This is a genomic window from Glaciecola sp. SC05 (assembly GCF_041380235.1).
In the GTDB taxonomy this organism is placed as follows: domain Bacteria; phylum Pseudomonadota; class Gammaproteobacteria; order Enterobacterales; family Alteromonadaceae; genus Glaciecola.
In genome coordinates this window covers 93560-111686 of record NZ_JBGIYY010000007.1, presented here as the reverse complement: position 1 = coordinate 111686, position 18127 = coordinate 93560, and the positions used below count along the sequence as shown (strand labels likewise).

Here is an 18127-nt window from a genome sequence, read left to right as displayed (position 1 = left end):
AACTTCCCATTTCGAATGACTTCGGTTTTACATCATTAATATGAAGGAAATATTAAAATGCCATTGGATAGCGTTTTATTATCGCATCGATGTCATCTAAAGAAGACTGTGACAGAGTCAAATCAAAAGCTTCTATATTTTCTTGTAGTTGGTTCATGCTCGTCGCACCAATAATCGTTGAGCTCACTCCGTCTACTTGATCGCACCACGCTAATGCAAGTTGACTCGACGTCATGCTATGAGTTGCTGCCAGTTCAGAAAACTGTTTAACAGCCTGCTCTGAATTTTCGGTATTTCTAAACAATCCGTTTCGCTGCATTAATGTCCAGCGGCTACCTTCTGGCCTGGCACCTCCGAGATACTTACCCGAGAGTAATCCTCCCGCTAGGGGAGACCATGGAAGATAAGCAATCTCCTCATAAACACAGGACTCGATTAAAAAAGGCCAGTCTTTTAAATGCAGCAAGTTAAATTCATTTTGAATAGAGACTGGACGAGGCACGCCAAGCTCGTCGCACAGATTTAAATAAGTATGAATACCCCACGGCGTGTCGTCAGACAAACCCCAATGTCGAATTTTGCCACTATTGATCGCCTCACCTAGTGCTTCGACTATGCCACGCATACCCTCGCGCTCTTTAGTCACGTCTAGTTCTGTGGGTTTTAATTGATTAGGCCAATGTTTACCGAAATGAGGGGATGTCCGATTTGGCCAGTGCAGTTGATAGACGTCGATGTAATCGGTCTGTAATCTTGCGAGGGAGTCTTCCAATGCGAGCGGAATGCTTTCTTTTGAAATATTCGATGCGTTTCTGACATATGGAAAACCAGCACCGGCAATTTTACTGGCAATAATAATATCTTTGCGTTTATTCGAATGACGACTAAGCCAGTCACCTATCATTCTTTCTGTATCACCGTAGGTCTCTGCATTTGGGGGGACCGGATACATTTCGGCGGTGTCAATGAAGTTCACGCCCTTTTCCAAGGCATACTGGATTTGTTCGTCTGCATCTTGCTGGGTATTTTGAATACCCCAAGTCATGCTGCCTAAGCAAACACGCGAAACCGATAAGTCACTGCGACCAAGTGATGAATACTGCATAGCTAACCTTATTTTTCTCGCAACATTAATACGGGCCAACGATTGTCGGTAAAGCGCGCGCACAATGCAATGTAAATTATGTGTTTTTAACTACGGAAAAACTAAAGAAAGGTACTCAATATTATCCGATCAATGCCTTCATATGAGCCACAACGCTCCTCCCAAGGGCACTCAAGGCATAACCGCCCTCTAACATAGAGACGATATGACCATTACAATGTCGGTCGGCAATGGCTTTTATATTTTCAGTTAGCCAAATATAATCGTTTTCTAGCAAGCGCAAATGTCCTAAATCGTCCTCTGCGTGAGCATCAAAACCTGCTGAAATAAAAATCAACTGCGGCGCAAAGTCATCAAGCGCTTGCCACCAATGATTCACTAAACTTCGATATTCGCTGCCTTTTGTGCCTGCGGGTATTGGTACGTTGATAATCCCGCTGCGGGTTGGGGCATCACCCGAGAATGGATAAAACGGGTGCTGAAAAGATGAACAAAACATCACGCGTTCATCGTCTTTAAAGATGTCTTCGGTGCCGTTACCATGGTGAACATCAAAATCAATAATCGCCACTTTCTGATACCCTCGGTGCTCTAAGGCATGCAGTGCGGCAACTGCAATATTATTGAATAAACAAAAGCCAGAGGAGCTTGCCCGTGAAGCATGGTGTCCGGGCGGTCTAACTAAACAAAATGCACTTTGCGTTTCATTTGCCAGCACCATATCAACCGCTACAATACCAGCTCCTGCGGCGTGTAAAGCAGCGTCGAGAGTGTGCACCATCATTATCGTATCGTCATCTATCCACACCCGCTCATCTATGCCAGTGGGCGCTTTATCAAATATATTTTGCACAAAATCGCGATCGTGAGCATATAAAAGCTCGTCAAAATGTGCCGGTTTAGCGTCGGCAAATCTCACTACCAGCTCCAATCCAGATGACATAATTTGGTCGTTGATGCTGTGCATTCTGGCTGGATGTTCAGGGTGATCGGGGTCCATGTTATGCAAAGCACACTTAGGGCTGTCGATTATGGTGATGGTCATGATGGCTCCTTTAAGTATCGGATCAGTTCAATTTCACCGGGATCAGGGTTAAACACCCGCTTAAATTCAAACTGTTCGAATACTGAAATCATAGGTTTGTTTTCTGATTTAACAATGGCAAACATTTTTGTCAGACCTCTTGATGTTGCAATCTGTACCATGTTATCCAACAAAATTTTTGCCATACCTTTACCTTGATGATCTTCCCGAGTAACAAAGGCCACTTCACAGATGTTTTCTTCAGGATATAAATAGTAGCGCCCCACTGCTTCAATGATATTGCGCGAGCCCTCCTGCCTTACGATGGTAAGGGCAATATCTTTGCTTTGATCAACACTTACCAAATCACAGGATTTTTCGCGGGTCATGCCTTGGGGAATATAGTTGTAGCGAAGCCGAATAGTCTCTTTGGTGTGTGAATAAAAGAACTCTTGCAAACGACGCTCGTCAGCAGGATTGAGAGCTCGCAAATAAAATGTTTCGCCGTGTATTTGCATTCGTTTTATTTGTACGTCTCCAAGCTCTGGGATATCCGTCGGAAAGTTTTTTTGATAATCAGGCACCCATAGGCTTTTACGGATATTGCTTAACAAGGCTTCTCTAAACTTCGGATGCGCAACCCGAATTAATTCTAAGGCCCGCTCCCTTACACTTTTGCCTTTTAAACTGGCAATGCCAAATTCAGTAACAACATAGTGAACATTGCCTCTTGACGTCACCACCCCTGCGCCTTCGCTCATCCTTGCCACTATGCGAGAAACACTGCCATTTTTTGCAGTGGACTGCAGGGCGATAATCGATTTTCCCCCTTTGCTTTTTGATGCCCCCGTCACAAAATCAACTTGCCCGCCAATCCCGCTGTAAAACTGATAACCAATAGAATCGGCCACTACTTGTCCAGACAGGTCGACTTCTATGGCACTATTTATCGACACCATGTTCTGATTTTTGGCGATATTGGCGGGCTTGTTCACATACGAGCTCGGGTAAAATTCAACGTGCGGGTTATTATGCACAAAATCATATAAACGCTTACTGCCAAGACAAAAGCTGGTCACGGTTTTACCCGGGTGAAAGGTTTTAGCGCGATTAGTCACCACTCCTTTTTGCATCAATTCCATGACACCATCGCTTATCATTTCTGAGTGCACCCCTAAGTTCTTATGATGGTTTAAGTACCTTGTGACCGCATCAGGTACTTTGCCAATGCCTAACTGCAGCGTCGCACCGTCTTCAACTAACATAGCCACGTATTGGCCGATGCGCTCGGTAATCGAGGATACTTGGGCCACGGCTACTTCCGGAATAGCCTGAGCTTGTTCTACACAAGCGCTGAACTCGCTAATATGCAAAAACGAATGACCGGCAGTACGGGGCATCATGGGGTTGATTTGCGCGATCACATATTTAGCGCTACGCGCTGCCGACATCACAATATCAACCGATACACCCAATGAACAATAGCCCAGCTCATCGGGAGGTGAAACCATGATCAAAGCAACATCGATAGGCAAGGTCTCGTCAGTAAACAAGCTAGAAATTTCAGACAAAAAACACGGGGTATAGTCTGCACGACCCTCTTCAACAGCTAATCGGACGGCATCGCCATGAATGAAAAACGTGTTCACTTTAAAGCGATTTTTATGTTCAGGTAGCGCCCATTTATTATCTGAAATAGTGACAATGTGCACCATCTCAAGATCTTTCAATTGCTTAGCATCATCAATAAGACGCTCGATTAAAGCATTTGGTACGGCTGCATTCGACCCTATAAATATTCGATTGCCTGACTCAACGAGTGTCGGCCAATCCGCATGTTGGGTTAACTGAGATTTACCTGATTGCATGATTTTCTCTGTGATCTAAGTCGACCTGAATAACTTTAAGCCTATCAACAATGCAATAAGAAAACATTGATCTGGCGCTAAAGTCTTAGTCGGCTTTTGAGTATCAGGTGTTAAAGGCTTTTTTTGTAAAGAGCGCTTTAATCTATCTAAGCCTTAATAGCCGTTGGTGCTGCCCGCAGCCAATTGTACTCGCTATATTGGGCATCGGCAGATGTGATGTGCAGTGTGAAAGCATGTCGAGACTTTGCCGAACGATTAGCCTCACTAAAATGCGGCAAGACACCATTAAATACCACTAATGAACCGGCCTTAACTTCGAGGGGAAGCGCTCTATCTTGAGTCGGCCAATCTATATCAACGAGTGTTTGAAGCTGAGTACTGTCATCTTCAAATCGTTTAAACTGTTCTTTTAATGGAAATTTAGCGCCCTGCTTATCAACCTGTAAACAGCCGTTTTCTAAGGTCGCATCTTCAATCGCAAACCAAAACGTAAGCACTGATTGTGGGCTTGTATAAAAATAGGTGGCATCCTGATGCCAACGTACCACCCCACCTATTTTAGGCTGCTTAAAAATATACATCGACTGACGAATTTCAGGGGAATTAACACCTAAATCTATAGCAATTTTGGCAATCACGGGCAATTGACTAAAGGCTTTAAAGACTGGATTGAGCACATGCAAAGCATGCCCAATTTTGTTAATACTCAGATGTTTTTCTTGATTCAACTCGCCATTTTTAGCAAAGGCATCTTCTTCAAAAAAGCATCGAATTTTATCGTCTGAACTCAAAAAATAGTCGTCTCTATTTTTGTCCGATTCAGTCTGAGTTGAAAAAACAGAACGGCTTGATTCGGGATCAAAAGCATCGACGATGCCAAGCGCCTCTGATTTAAGTATGGCAATTTGTTCGTCGTTAAATAGTTCTGATAACACCAAAAAGCCTTGCTGCTCAAAATTACGCTGCTGTTGCTTACTTAACATCCCGCCTCCTAGACAACTTTTTTGTGGTTTCAGTTTGCAACATCGCATGAAGATAAGGCAAGGAATATTCTGCACAAAAGTCCAGGCGGGATTGCAACACTCGCATAGCATTGCGTTGCATGTTATTTTTAAGTACACACCAACAACACGCTAATTTTAGTGAATCACACTGCGAGACCATACCATGAATAAAAGCAAACAACTTTTCACTCACATATCATCAACGGGCACCCTTACCTTTTCATTAAAAGAAGTGGACGTACCTAAGCCTAAGCCCCATGAAGTGATTGTGAAAATTGAAGCGGCGCCAATTAACCCTTCTGATATGTGGCCGATGTTTGGCCCCGCGAACTTAGCTGAAGCAAAACTAAATGCAAGCACTGGTGAACTTACCGCTCCTATTCATCCGGCTATGGTAGCCCGCGTGAAGTCACGCTGGGACCAAACCTTACCGGTGGGCAACGAAGGCGCAGGCACTGTAGTAGCGGCTGGTGATAGCCCTCAGGCACAAGCTTTAATGGGGAAAGTCGTTGGTGTATTGTCTGGAGCGACCTATACCGAGTATTGCTGCGTGCCTGTGCAAGCATGTATTGTCCACAACGATGGCACGACTGCAAAACAAGCGGCATCATCATTTGTTAATCCACTCACTGCGCTTTCTATGGTCGAAACTATGCGCCGAGAGGGTCACACCGCACTCGTGCACACAGCAGCAGCATCTAGTTTAGGCATAATGCTAAATAAGATTTGTTTGGCTGAAAATGTTGATCTTGTCAACATTGTAAGAAAGCCAGAACAAGTCGAAATGCTTAAAGCCTTAGGCGCAAAATACGTGCTTGACTCTAGCACCGAAAGCTTCAAAAAAGATTTATACATGGCTATAAAAGACACAGGCGCAACGCTTGCTTTTGATGCCATTGGGGGAGGCGACTTGGTCAGCGATATACTAACCGCGATGGAAATGGTTGGCAGCAAAGATATTACTGGCTTCAACACCTATGGGTCTCCAGAGAATAAGCAAGTTTATATTTACGGTAATTTGGACTTCTCACCCACGGTGCTTAATCGAGCTTACGGTATGACTTGGAATATTGGTGGCTGGTTGCTGATGCGTTTCTTGTCAAAACTAGAGATAAAAGAGGTGTTGGCATTACACAAACGTGTTGCCGACGAAATAGATACCACTTTTGCACTTGAGTTTAGTGATGAAATTTCGCTTACTGACGTTATGCAGCCAGAACACATAGCTCGCTATTTTGCAAAAAAGACGGGCGAAAAATATTTGGTCAATCCTTCCAAGTAAACTCGTCAATCATACTGCTCAGCCAAATCGCTGAGCAGTAACATTGTGAGTAACAGCATCGCTGCACCTAGTCACAGTTTTTAAACGTTTTTAGTTCCTACTAGCCGCAACAAGCAGTTTACAGAAATGCTGCTTGTTTCTAAAATCTCTCGCGCCAGTGGATCAGGCGATCATCGCCTCGATACAGTCCAAAGGTCGTTACTGCAGAGGGATTGTTGTCATATACACCGTCATTGTCCCAGTCATACTTTAACCAATCATAAGTGTCGTAAATTACGCCTATTTGACCCTGATTACCCAGCCCTGGCGCTTGGTATTGAAGAGCCTGCGTTCTGCCATTAATAAAATGACCCGCTGCCCCCAATATACTGGTTAAAGCGGGATCTAAGCTAATGTTACTCAACGAGATATTGGCTCCCGAATAAGAAGTACAGCTATTATCTGACGAAGTCACAAAATCGCTGCCGTTATAATGTTCAAGGCGCATAACTTGTGGAATGTTTGAGGTCTCAGGACCAAAACTGTTTTCAAGTGTCAAGCGACCAAAACGGATCTCAACTCCGATTGGCGAGGCCGCCACTGTAGACAGCGCGTCTGTATTGTCAGCATCTCTGATGATGGTTACCGGAAAATCGATATCTGACCGAAATGGCTGCACTTTTGAGTTAGCTGAACGGTTGTAAAAGAAGCTATCGCTGCTCGAAAACTGATAGTGCAGCACTCCTCTTGGTAAGGGGACGCTAGCCGGTAAAGCACTTAAGTCATTTTGACTCAAGGTGCCGATATTCATATTCGCAGTAATGGGCAACAAGCTAGCGTTTACGCCAGTTGCCACTTGATCAAATGTTGGCAGACCGATACTAATATCTGCGGCGTTAAGTTTCATGTAGTCATTCGCGCTACCTTGGCTATCTTCAAAGTAATTCTGCGTGATAGCCCCCTGTTTGTTATAGGCAGTAATGGCCAGTATCGGATTGCTTAAATATGAAATAGCTCCAATGCTGGAGTTAGATTCTGAACGCTGCCCGCTGTATGCAGCAAAGGCTACTCTGGTGCCGCAGCGCGCCTGAAAAAGTCCATCTTCGACCACAGTTTGTCCGAAATAATGGGGCACAAACCGTCCAATATCGATAGGCGTAGCCTGCACAACAATGCCAGTGTTGCCATAATCTCGGTCTTGCACGTCTAAATTTAATAAGCCGACTTCTGAATATTGCGCCGCGTTGTAAGCAGACACACCCGCGGTAAAACTGCTCAGCGTTACATCTTGGAAGCTCGGGCTGATATTGGCCATCATCGTTGTGCCAGCTGCATAGCTTAAAGCGCCGTCTACACTGCCGCTTAGAGTAGGTCCGGTGCGCGCTAAAGAGAACTGTATTTGCCCAGGTGAGTAATTTGGCGTAATAGCGCCTGCGCTATTTAAAGCACTGACACTAAGGGTGAAATCCTCACCCGCTTGATGCACAGGAGTGGATGTTGCCGACGCACCATTTAACGCCGTGGCGCCAACACTGGCGCTAAGCACTAATTCGGCAGGGCTCACCCAAAACGCATTACTGCTGCCCGACAGGTTTATACCGCCCACATTGTAGTTGGCGTGCAGGCGTATCTGGCCCGCATCAAAATAAACAGGCGTTGGGATGACTGCAATACTGTCGCTTCCAAAATTTAAGGTCGTGGTGCTTGCGCCAGGGTGTTTGGCAATATTGCTGCCATTCACACTAAAACTCAAACCACCGGTTCCGCCTGGGTTAACATTTTCTTGAGATAGCTCGATTGATGTATTGCCATTAAACAGCCCGGTGCAAACACCATTACTATTTCTTACTGCCTGCACCCTCAAAGGGAAACTGGTGGCAGCCACTTGATTGGATATAATTTCAGAGGTACCCGTGTTGCCATCCAAAAATCGAAAGCCCGCATCCTCAAACACAATATTACAGTTTGTAGTGCTGCCGTCGAAACAAACGCTTGGATTGCTGGCAGCGATTGAGGCATTGTTTATAGACAACACAGCGGTTTCGGCAAGCGTGTATGCAAGAGAAGCGGTTCCGGTACCGGTGAAGCTAATACTTTCGGTCACTGTATTTGAACCTGCCGCTGTAACATCTAAGGTGATCACTTGGTTGCTCAGGGAACAAGAGCCATCGTAGGTGTTTGTGCAAGCGTTGATGGTAACGGTTTCGGCTTCACAGCTTAGACCTTGCCCATCGTGAATGATTTGGAAATGATTGATTTGAGATACGCCGGGACATCCAAACCTCACTTTCCCCCCTAGAGCACCCTCTTTAAATATTTCGAAACGGCTGTCATATCCTGATGTAACAATATGGTTAGTAATAGAAACTTCCATAAAGTCGCCACCGGTGCGCTCATAAAATATAGTGCTCATGTCAAAAACAGAGTCTTGCGTCAGAGTAAACGAACCACCTGTTTGGGAGTTTCCGGTAGGATTTTCAAAACGTAACTCATTATTAGCGCCTGCAGAAGAGCCGCTAAATCGATTAAATACCACTTGGTCTCCCGATACGGTATCTAAAACAAATGTAAAGCCATCATCACTTTCAACATATATGCTGTACTCCCCAGCGGGAAGGTTAACTGTGCCCGATGCTTGCACCAAAAAGTGCTCTGAACTTTGATCGCCTACTGAAGCGAATCCTGGGTACGGAAGCGTACCTGAAAATCGTCTATTGTTGCCACCAAAATCAACGCGGTCTACGGTACTTGTGCCACTCGCATTAACGTTGTAAGTACCGCCGTCAATCAAGCCTGTCGCTGGCGAGCCCGCAGCCAACCATGCATCATAAATGTTAATTGCTTCAGTTGTAGTATTAACTTGAGTGTCTGTGCCGCCCCCACCGATACGTATGCCCACCGCATTCAATGTACCTGCAATTCCGCAAGATAAAGGGCAGCGCACTGCAGGTCGAATGCTAGCGTCAAAGTTATTACCCGCTGCTTCGTTTTGATAAAGCTCAGCAATTTGCCTTCCCGACAGTTTCACATCAAAAATCTTAAACTCATCCATGAAACCTTCAAAACCTTGAACCACATCAAAACCGCCGCCAATTTGATCTTGCTCTTGACCAATCACAACTGAATTGGCGTTATCGACCGCCAAGGCACCTAGACTTACCGTGTTGTCACAGTCTTGCTTTACGCCGTCGATATACAAACATACTTCTTCATTTTGTCTATTTATCGCTAGTTGACGCCATGTATTATTGGTAAGCAAGACACTGCTGCTAAGCACATGCTCAGTATCCATAATTTTAACCACAACGGCGTCGTCATTGCGTAAATATATTTCAAGTTCGTCGTCAGTAGCATTCGCACCTAAAGCATGAAATAGGGATTGTTGAGCTTTCGTCACATTTGTTTTAAACCATAAAGACATCGAAAAATCGTCTAATCCATCAACCGCCGTATATGGCACAGCGACCCAGTCAGTATCAGTATTCGCGCTAAGGTCGAGTGACTTTGTAACTACTGCATCTAACACCGGAGCGGCAACACCATTGGATTGTCCGCTGTAATTACCGCTATTGTCTGCTACATCACCCGCTAACTGCGTGTAAAAGCACTCGTCAAATCGATATTCCACTATTGGCACTTGAATCGTCTCAACCGGGCACGAGGGAGCGCTGCCATCGTAGAGCCAACCTTCGTTTTGGTTAGTAAATATTTCTGTTACTTGACTGCCAGTGATTGCACCGTCAAAGACCAGCAGCTCGTCAATTAAGCCATCAAAGGCCTGCGAAGCCACAAAACCTCCACCAACAGTATCTTGCTCTTGCCCCAAAATTAAGCTTTCAATATCAAGTGGGTCAGTACCTCTTGTTACACAGCCCTCTAAGGTACTATTTTTATATAAACACAGCTGTGAACCTTCACGCGTAAGAGTAAAGTGTGTCCAAATATCATTAGCAATAGAATCGACGACTATAGATGCACCAGCACTGTTAAACAAATAGGGAAGAAACGTTCCATCGTTTTGAAACCAGTAAATGAGCTCATTAAAGTTCGAAGACTGCGCACCTGAAATAAAGCTTTGGTTGCCTGTTTTTGCGGTTTTTGCCCACAGCGCCAAGGTAAAGTCTGTTTTATTATTGAGAATGCGTTCATCTAAAATCACAAAGTCATTGGTGCCAACAGCCGAAAGGTCAACGGCGTTGCACACTTTACCCGCAATTGGTTGCGCGCCGCTTGCGCGCCCGTTAAAACCGCCAATACTATCAATCACTTCATTGGCAATATTAGTGTATTGGCTTTCATCAAAGCGATAGTTAGCAATAGGCTCTTTATTGGTAGCTGTGATTTTGGTGGTGAAAAAATTTAGATTATCGATGTTATTGTCTGCTGACCATACCCACTGCGCATTGGCGTCAACCGATGGTCGATTACCCCAAGGGCTCACGCCATTGAGACCATATCCTGAAACGGCTAGATAGTTACTCCAGCCTGTTGTGCTCACACGCCAGTGAAGCGTATCGGTAATTAGGGTTGTTAACCCATTTTCGAATGTGTGTTCGCCGCCTGTTAGTTCGAACTCTCCTAGAAACGCTGCGACTCCTCCCGTATCGACTGCACGAATGTGTAAATAATAATCCTGTCCTGGCGTTAAAGTCGTGGTAAATGAATACGCGGTGGGCCAATTTGTACCAGAGCCAATCAATGTGCCCTGCACAGAATCATCTGTGGAAATATAGGCTTCAAAAGCATTGTCGATATGCACAGTGCCATTGAGTTGCGCCGTTGCTGAGGCTGCAACGCATAGCGACATGACAAGTGCCATCACTATTTTCATTGTTAATATTAATTTCATATCGTTGTTGGCGTCACTTTTTCAAATGAGGAGCGGGTTTGCTCAACACATATCATTTAAAAAATATCGGCTAATCCCGACAAAGCTTGACCATTCGCCATGCTCTAATTTTCATCGTAGAAAAATTGTAGACATAGAGTTGACAATTAAGGTCGTACGGGAGGTTTGTACTAATGAAGTGAATTACAAAAAAACAGAGTACTTTATGGTAAAAAGCCTAGGCGCTATCGGTCTTAACTTCTAATTTAAGCACTTAAGGCGCGCCCTCAATCGCCAACCGAGATTCATAGGTCGACTTCTCTTTTTCAACATATTTCGACCACTGCCTTGCGGCGCCGCGGCTTCCTGCAAATGATTCCGCTTTTGCGAGCTCATCGAGCGCTCTGGCAAACTGACGCGTATTGTACAAAGCTAGACCTAAGACCATATGTGTATTACCGATGTTATCCAGGTCACCTTTTTGAATGGCCACGTTAGCGGCATCAATAGCTTTATCGTACTGTTCTAGGTTGAAATATAGCAGGGCAAGCTGCGCGTCTATTTTACCGTCATCAGACATTTGCGCGGCTTGCTGCATAACCGGCACTGCCTTTTCTTCTTCTTTGGCACGCTGCCACGATTGGCCCAAAAACTTCAAATTACGCAAATTTTCTTCGAGCAATCCTGATGCAATGGCATCTTCCATTAACTTTGCACCTTTGTAAGGCACGCCATGATAATAATAGAGTTGGGCTAAGTTGTAGGTATCAGAGGCTGAGTTAATAAACCCGCGCTGATAAGCTACTTCCATGGTTGCTAACTGCTCTTTTTCGCGGCCGAGTTCTCCGTACATGCCCGCTAACTGTATCCAATACTTTGGCTCATCGTAAAGCCTGATAAGTTTGGCAATAATGTCTTTTACCTTTTCGGGCTCCTTCATTTCAAAATAGATGGCGCGCTGCAGTGTTAGCCAATTTTCATCAGGTAAAAAACCTGCTTCTTCGTGATTAACAATGGCTTCTTCGATATAGCGAGCAGCGTCACTGAATTGTTTGTTTTGATACAGCGCCTGCGCTTTTAAAATATAATTTTTAGGCGGAATTTTACCGTCGTTTAAACTTTCCCAGCGCTCTAAATAACCCACCACCTTGTCGTATTGGCCCTGCATCATACTCAGCTGCGCCAAACTAAAAATCGTGGTTTGTTCAAAACTCACTGGGATGGGCTGCTCTTCAATCGCCGCCTGAAAGGCCTCTATCGTTTCGTCAAACCGCTCTTCGTTGTAATAAATGAAGCCATAAAAATTATACATCATCGCCCGTTCGTAGCTGTTCATGCTGTCGGCTTTACTTTTTACGAGGTCTAATATGGCGATGGCGTCTTCAACATTGCCAGCGTCACCGGCGCTTTGCGCACGGGCAAGCTGTTCGTATACGGTAGCTCGTAGGGCAGGTGTGCGGCGTGTTTTCCTGTCTCCTAATTTGGTCTCTTCTTGAGCGACTGCGGTGGACGTAATTAGCAGGCTTGCAACGGAGCTAACAGTGCCCGTAGTGCTGAAAATTAATAAAGAGCAAAGTATAAGACGTGATTTAGATAAAAAGCACTGCAGTAACTTCATCTTCATTATCCATCTATCTTAAAAGTTACACGATTTTGCACGCCAGCCACTTCTGTTGGCTCACCGTTGATGACCCGCGGCTTATATTTAAATTTAAGCACCGAATCCATAGCTGCTTGTTCAAATATGCCTTGTGGCTCGGCCTCAATGACTATTGGGTCTTTGACTGCACCGGTTTTGGTGACCGTAAATTCAACAATGACATAGCCCTGAATGCCGCGCTGAAGGGCCCTACGTGGATAGACTGCAGCTACTTTGGTGATGGGAACATATTCGCCGTCACCCGATTCTAAGGCTAAACCGCCTTCCAAACCAATATCGCTGCTCACGTCTGCACTAAAATCTAAGCCTCCGCCGTCACCGTCTGGCGTGGATGCTTCCATTTGCGGGGTCTCCATTTGCGGAGGCGGCTCTTGTGGCTTGGGTGGCTTTTGAGGTTTGCGCTCTTTTTGCTCAACCTGTTCGTCTTGCTTGACTCTCACAAAATCGAGCACGCTGCCCCTTGGCGGATCGGTTAACGCACTGCCGCCGCTTTGAATCAAAGACTGCATTAAAAAAAACAGTCCTAAGGTGATTGCAGCAGCTAATACTAAGGCGATAACGATTCTAAACATGTTTTAAGGCTCTTGTGTCGCAATAGAGACGTCCAAAATACCCGCTGCTCGCGAAGCATCCATGACTTTAATTAACACATCGGTTGTGGCTTTTTTGTCTGCTTGAATCACAACGGTGCCCTGCGGGTTTTCGGCATGCAAACGTTCAATATTTGCCTGCACCGCGCGCACATCCACACGGCGCTTGTTGATCCAGATTTCGCCTTTATCGCTGATCGCGACTAAAATGCTTGCTCTGTCTTTTTTAACTGCAGTAGAAGCATCTGGGCGGTTCACGTCGATACCCGCCTCTTTCACAAAAGACGCTGTCACAATAAAGAAGATCAGCATGATAAACACCACGTCGAGCATTGGTGTCATATCGATATTCGCTTCTTCTTCATCTACTAAATTTTGAAAATGTTGTTTCATGATATTTCCTCACCAAGCATGCATATGCAGCGCTTAGTTAATGTCTCGATTAAGCTGTAGGGCGTCTTCTAAATGCGTTCGTTCGGCTTTTGAGGTTCGCGTCAAATAAGCAGAAGCAAATACCCCTGACAATGCCCCTACCATGCCTGCCATAGTTGGAATGGTTGCTTTTGATACGCCCGATGCCATTGATCTGGCATTACCTGAGCCAGAGATGGCCATGACGTCAAATACTTCAATCATCCCCGTTACCGTGCCCATTAAACCCAGCAGCGGACACAGCGCAACCAAGGCCTGAATAATGGGAATACTGCCATTTAGCTTAATAGACAATCGCGAAATGTTTGCCTGACGAATTTGCTCCGCAAACCAAGATGAGCGGTCTTTGCGAGCGCGCCAGTTTGCAAGCACCTCTTTTTTAAGCTGCTTGTGGGTGATATTGATATACAGCACCCTTTCTAAAATAAGCAACCACATTACAAAGATTAGCAAACCGATAACTAGGAGAACATCTCCCCCTGTTTCGGTAAAATCTCGTATGGCTTCGAAAAACTCAATCATAGTGGTCTCCAGCTAATCGCAATTAGTTGGCTTTACTGAGTTGAGTTTGCTTCTCGGCTCGCTCGGCAATCACCCCTGAAGCTTGCTCTTGAAGGATATACACTACATTTTTACTGCGCGTATTGAGTATCGCATACAGTAAGGTCATCGGAATGGCCACTACCAAGCCAAGTACCGTAGTCACAAGTGCTTGCGATATACCACCGGCCATCAATTTAGGGTCGCCGGTACCAAATAAGGTAATCGCTTGGAAGGTATTGATCATGCCCGTTACGGTCCCCAGTAGACCCATTAGTGGCGCCACTACTGAAATAATTTTGATGATGGTTAAAAAGCGGCTGAGCTTAGGCACCTCTCCTAAAATGGCTTCAGTTAAATGCAGCTCTAACGATTCGGTATCTGCATGCGGATATTTATCGCGCACTTGCATGATGCGGCCAAGGGGATTGGTATCTTTAAAAGTGCTCGATTTCAACTGACGGTTCACCTTAGTACGGATAATCGACAGGCTAATCAAACGCTCAATGGCGAGCAGCAAGCCAATTGCGCCGACCACTAAAATGATATATCCGACTAGACCGCCCTGCTCTACGCGCTCCTTGAGGCTGGGCGCCTGCACTAATAGGCCTAAGATTGAACCGCCTGTTGGGTCAAGACCGAATCTGACTAATTCACCATTAGAAGCTTCTAATTCGGAAATAGACGTTAAAAAGCGTTCAGCGGGCTGACGGACAAGCTCAGAAACGTTGCCTGTTACCCCATTGAACTCGAGGTATTTACCATCGGCAACTAGCGCAAATGGCCCTACTCGGGTGACTGTTTTGTTGACCTTCTGGCCACCTGCTTCAACCACTTCCGTGTTAAAGCGAGTTACCTTGCCCGATTCAGTCATTTCACGCTGCACTTCAAACCACACGCGCTCAATTTCTTCAATTGATGCAAGCTTAGAAGACGAACCCATCGATTGGGCCATTTCATCTAAGAAATTCGCACGATCTGGAATCTGAGCCGATATCGCCGAGTTGTAGAATTTATTTTTAGTATCACCAGCCACTTGCTGAAGCACGCCAAACAGCTCTTTTAATGAACCTAGGCGATTGTCGAGAGCACCGTTAAGGTCGGCCAATTTAAATTCGTTTTCTTCAAAATTGGTTTCGAGTAACTCTGAAGTACGCAACATTGCATCACGCGCCTCGATGGTCTCACGCAAGACACGGTCTTGCTCTGAACGCTGGGCAATAAAGTCTTGTTCGCGGGCTTGATTTTGTTGAGACTGCGAAAACTTACCTTCTTCAAGCTGTTTTAATAGGGCGTCTAAATCTAATGCCCTTGCATTTTCTTGTGCACTAGCACCTAATGCACAAGCGCCGATAAGTGCAACAATCGCTACCTTACTGACCAATGAATGTATTAATGATGTCATTTGTCTCATTCCTTAATCTGTAATTGCCACAGGCACCATTAATAAATCGGGTGCGAGTTGTTTTTTAGCGATGCGCAGGCCTTTTGTGATCTGCGTGCGGTAGCTTGAATCGAGTTCTTCCCATTGACGGGTTTGCTTATTCCAAGCGCCTTGACGTGAGGCATCTCTTGTTTGATATAGCAAAGCAGTGCGACCGATGCGTAAAAACTGTACCTCACGCTCTTGGCCATCGATGCTCTGTAACCCTGAATATGCTTCGATTGTGCGACCATAGTCCATTTCTACTTGAAAGGCTTCCATGACGCGACGAAATTTTTCAGACGGCGAAACATCAGCTCTGTCCATCATTGCGTTTAAATCGGCAATGCGGTCTTCACGCTCTTGGGCTAAAAAAGGCACGTCAAGAGCAACGAATTGCTCTAAGCCATCGATCATGTTCATCATAAGTGGGGTGATTTGACGTTCAATGACACTGACTTCGTCTATGGCATCGTTGAGGTTTTGCATTTCCTCTTGTTGATTCAGAATTTGTTTTCTGAGTTGACCGTTATATACCTCGAGACCTTCTATTTCTTTGATTAAGGTTTTGTATTGCTGCAGTTTACCGTCAATCTGGCCGGCAATGCCGTCGATAGTATTTTGAGACTGCCTCGCTGATTCATTTATTTGGTCTGCGCTTTCTTTTGCTGGCTCAAGATATTGATCTTCTTGAGATTGCGCTAGGTCAGCAAACGACAAGCACGTGAGCAAGAGAAAAATAGGAGTTAACACCTTCATACAAAATCCTAATGATTATGTGAACATTTAGGGCTAATTACTGACGTAATCTAACCTGATTTATGGCAACGAAGGATATGCAGTATCTGTGACAGTTTTATTACAAATCGAGTGCAAACTGATGTCTTCATAAATCTGTCATAATTCACTCGTGGCAGTATACAAAGGATAGGGGTAATATAAGGAGTGGACAGGCACTTTATAAACCGCACAAAATTATGCTTTGTTTTCTATAAAGTAAACTAAGTTAGGTATTTTTCGTATATCATTGCGTGATAGTGAAATGCCTACTCATCAACAAATCGGATTATGATGTATATTCAAAATTTGCAGAAAATTAGACAAATAACTTTTCATTTTTGGCCAAATAAGCTCATTAATCTCACGCTATCCTTGGTCATAGCCGCACTCCTATTTTCAGCGAACGCTTACGCCGAAAAGCCGGTAGCGGGCGACCCACAAACCGATGTTTTTGACGGATTATGGGATTCAGCGGTGCTTTACGGCAGTAAAAGTGGCGAGCGTTTTCCCTTTATTAAAGCTCGCGGCCGTTACCATGGGCAAGTTTTTAAATTTGATGGTGACGGAGATGCCGCCACTGACTCTGAAAGCCGCCGCATTCGCCTTGGCCTTGATGTTGCTTTTACAGACAAACTCGAATTGTCTTTTGATTTTAATATGGGTCGCCAAAGCGGCGATGACTTTATAGAGAATTTCGACTTCATTTCACTATCTTACGCAATCGATGACAACACCGAACTGTCTGTTGGCAAACTGCGCCGAAATGCGCTAACTCGTGAAGACAGTACATCGTCAAACAATATCCTCACCATTGAGCGCTCTTTGCTCGCATCACGTTTCTTCATGGATAATGTGGGCGGGGCCTATATTGAACATGAAAAAGACGCTTGGACCTTCGGCGGCGGCATACTCAAAGGCAGTACCGAAGAAGACCTTCGTTTACCCTCACTCGACGGTGCAACGATGTTTCAAGCAAATATCGCGAATCAAATAACCGATATAACAGAGATACGTTTAGACTATCTGCATAATCCTGGTGACCCTAACAACAATGATGTTGAACCCTATCGTCATGTAATTTCGTTGAACTCTTCAACCCGCTCCGGCCGCTGGGGTTTAATTACCGATGTAATATATGCCGCCGGCTTGCCCGAGGCTAGAGGTGACTTATTCGGCATAGTCATTATGCCGCACTATATGCTCACGCAGCGTTTACAATTGGTTGGGCGCTATACATGGTCTGGCTCTAATGAAGCAAATGGCATTCGACTATTAAATCGATATGACCGCAGAGCCGTTCCTGAGGGCTTTGAATTCGGTGATCGCCATCAAGAAATATACGCAGGGCTTAACTATTACTTTTATGGCCATAAATTGAAGGTAATGTCTGGTGTTTCTTACACCGATTTTGACAGTGTTGAGGGCAACACCTCCGTTGTAACCGCCTCTGCTGCGCTACGGTTTTATTTCTAATAGTAGAGATATGAACATTTAAGTTGTTGCGCCGCAGCGAATTAGTAAAAAGGGTGTGATGCCAACAGCATCGTTGGTGTCGCCCTAAGACGAAGTCTGATATATGGATTGTTAACACGAATAGGCTAAACAATAAGGT

13 protein-coding genes are annotated in these 18127 nt (G+C 45.0%); 2 read left to right on the top strand and 11 right to left on the bottom strand.

The window, feature by feature from the left end:
• Positions 1–52: 52 nt before the first annotated feature.
• The 4 genes from AB9H30_RS08195 to AB9H30_RS08180 form a co-directional block, all read right to left on the bottom strand.
• Positions 53–1105 carry an aldo/keto reductase gene (locus AB9H30_RS08195; protein ID WP_371194172.1) on the bottom strand — a complete coding sequence of 351 codons (1053 nt, stop codon included), beginning with the start codon at positions 1103–1105 and terminating at the stop codon, positions 53–55.
• Between the two features lie 121 nt (positions 1106–1226).
• Positions 1227–2150 (bottom strand): histone deacetylase family protein, encoded by a 924-nt coding sequence (locus tag AB9H30_RS08190; RefSeq protein ID WP_371194171.1) that lies wholly within the window; start codon positions 2148–2150, stop codon positions 1227–1229.
• Complete coding sequence (locus tag AB9H30_RS08185) at positions 2147–3997, bottom strand: GNAT family N-acetyltransferase (protein ID WP_371194170.1); 1851 nt, start codon at positions 3995–3997, stop codon at positions 2147–2149. The genes AB9H30_RS08190 and AB9H30_RS08185 overlap by 4 nt, the downstream gene beginning before the upstream one ends.
• A gap of 146 nt (positions 3998–4143) precedes the next feature.
• Positions 4144–4980, bottom strand: a complete 837-nt coding sequence (locus AB9H30_RS08180; RefSeq protein ID WP_371194169.1) for a phytanoyl-CoA dioxygenase family protein — start codon at positions 4978–4980, stop codon at positions 4144–4146.
• 184 nt (positions 4981–5164) lie between these two features.
• Here AB9H30_RS08180 and AB9H30_RS08175 point away from each other — a divergent pair, with 184 nt between their 5' ends.
• Positions 5165–6283 carry a zinc-binding dehydrogenase gene (locus tag AB9H30_RS08175; RefSeq protein ID WP_371194168.1) on the top strand — a complete coding sequence of 373 codons (1119 nt, stop codon included), beginning with the start codon at positions 5165–5167 and terminating at the stop codon, positions 6281–6283.
• A gap of 139 nt (positions 6284–6422) precedes the next feature.
• On the opposite strand, the gene AB9H30_RS08170 is transcribed toward AB9H30_RS08175, so the two are convergent.
• The 7 genes from AB9H30_RS08170 to AB9H30_RS08140 form a co-directional block, all read right to left on the bottom strand.
• Entirely contained in the window at positions 6423–11069 is a 4647-nt protein-coding gene (locus AB9H30_RS08170; protein ID WP_371194167.1) for a DUF6701 domain-containing protein, read from the bottom strand.
• Between the two features lie 295 nt (positions 11070–11364).
• Positions 11365–12708, bottom strand: coding sequence for a tetratricopeptide repeat protein (locus AB9H30_RS08165; protein WP_371194166.1), 1344 nt, complete (start codon positions 12706–12708; stop codon positions 11365–11367).
• A gap of 5 nt (positions 12709–12713) precedes the next feature.
• The gene (locus AB9H30_RS08160) at positions 12714–13322 is read right to left on the bottom strand and encodes an energy transducer TonB (protein WP_371194165.1); all 609 of its coding nucleotides are present in this window, start codon (positions 13320–13322) and stop codon (positions 12714–12716) included.
• A 3-nt stretch (positions 13323–13325) separates the two neighbouring features.
• Positions 13326–13733 carry an ExbD/TolR family protein gene (locus tag AB9H30_RS08155; protein ID WP_371194164.1) on the bottom strand — a complete coding sequence of 136 codons (408 nt, stop codon included), beginning with the start codon at positions 13731–13733 and terminating at the stop codon, positions 13326–13328.
• A gap of 33 nt (positions 13734–13766) precedes the next feature.
• Positions 13767–14294, bottom strand: a complete 528-nt coding sequence (locus tag AB9H30_RS08150; protein WP_371194163.1) for a MotA/TolQ/ExbB proton channel family protein — start codon at positions 14292–14294, stop codon at positions 13767–13769.
• Positions 14295–14316: 22 nt separating this feature from the next.
• Positions 14317–15717, bottom strand: a complete 1401-nt coding sequence (locus AB9H30_RS08145; RefSeq protein WP_371194162.1) for a MotA/TolQ/ExbB proton channel family protein — start codon at positions 15715–15717, stop codon at positions 14317–14319.
• A 12-nt stretch (positions 15718–15729) separates the two neighbouring features.
• Complete coding sequence (locus tag AB9H30_RS08140) at positions 15730–16494, bottom strand: DUF3450 domain-containing protein (RefSeq protein WP_371194161.1); 765 nt, start codon at positions 16492–16494, stop codon at positions 15730–15732.
• Positions 16495–16803: 309 nt separating this feature from the next.
• On the opposite strand from AB9H30_RS08140, the gene AB9H30_RS08135 reads away from it, so the two are divergent.
• Complete coding sequence (locus AB9H30_RS08135) at positions 16804–17988, top strand: porin (RefSeq protein WP_371194160.1); 1185 nt, start codon at positions 16804–16806, stop codon at positions 17986–17988.
• Positions 17989–18127: the final 139 nt, after the last annotated feature.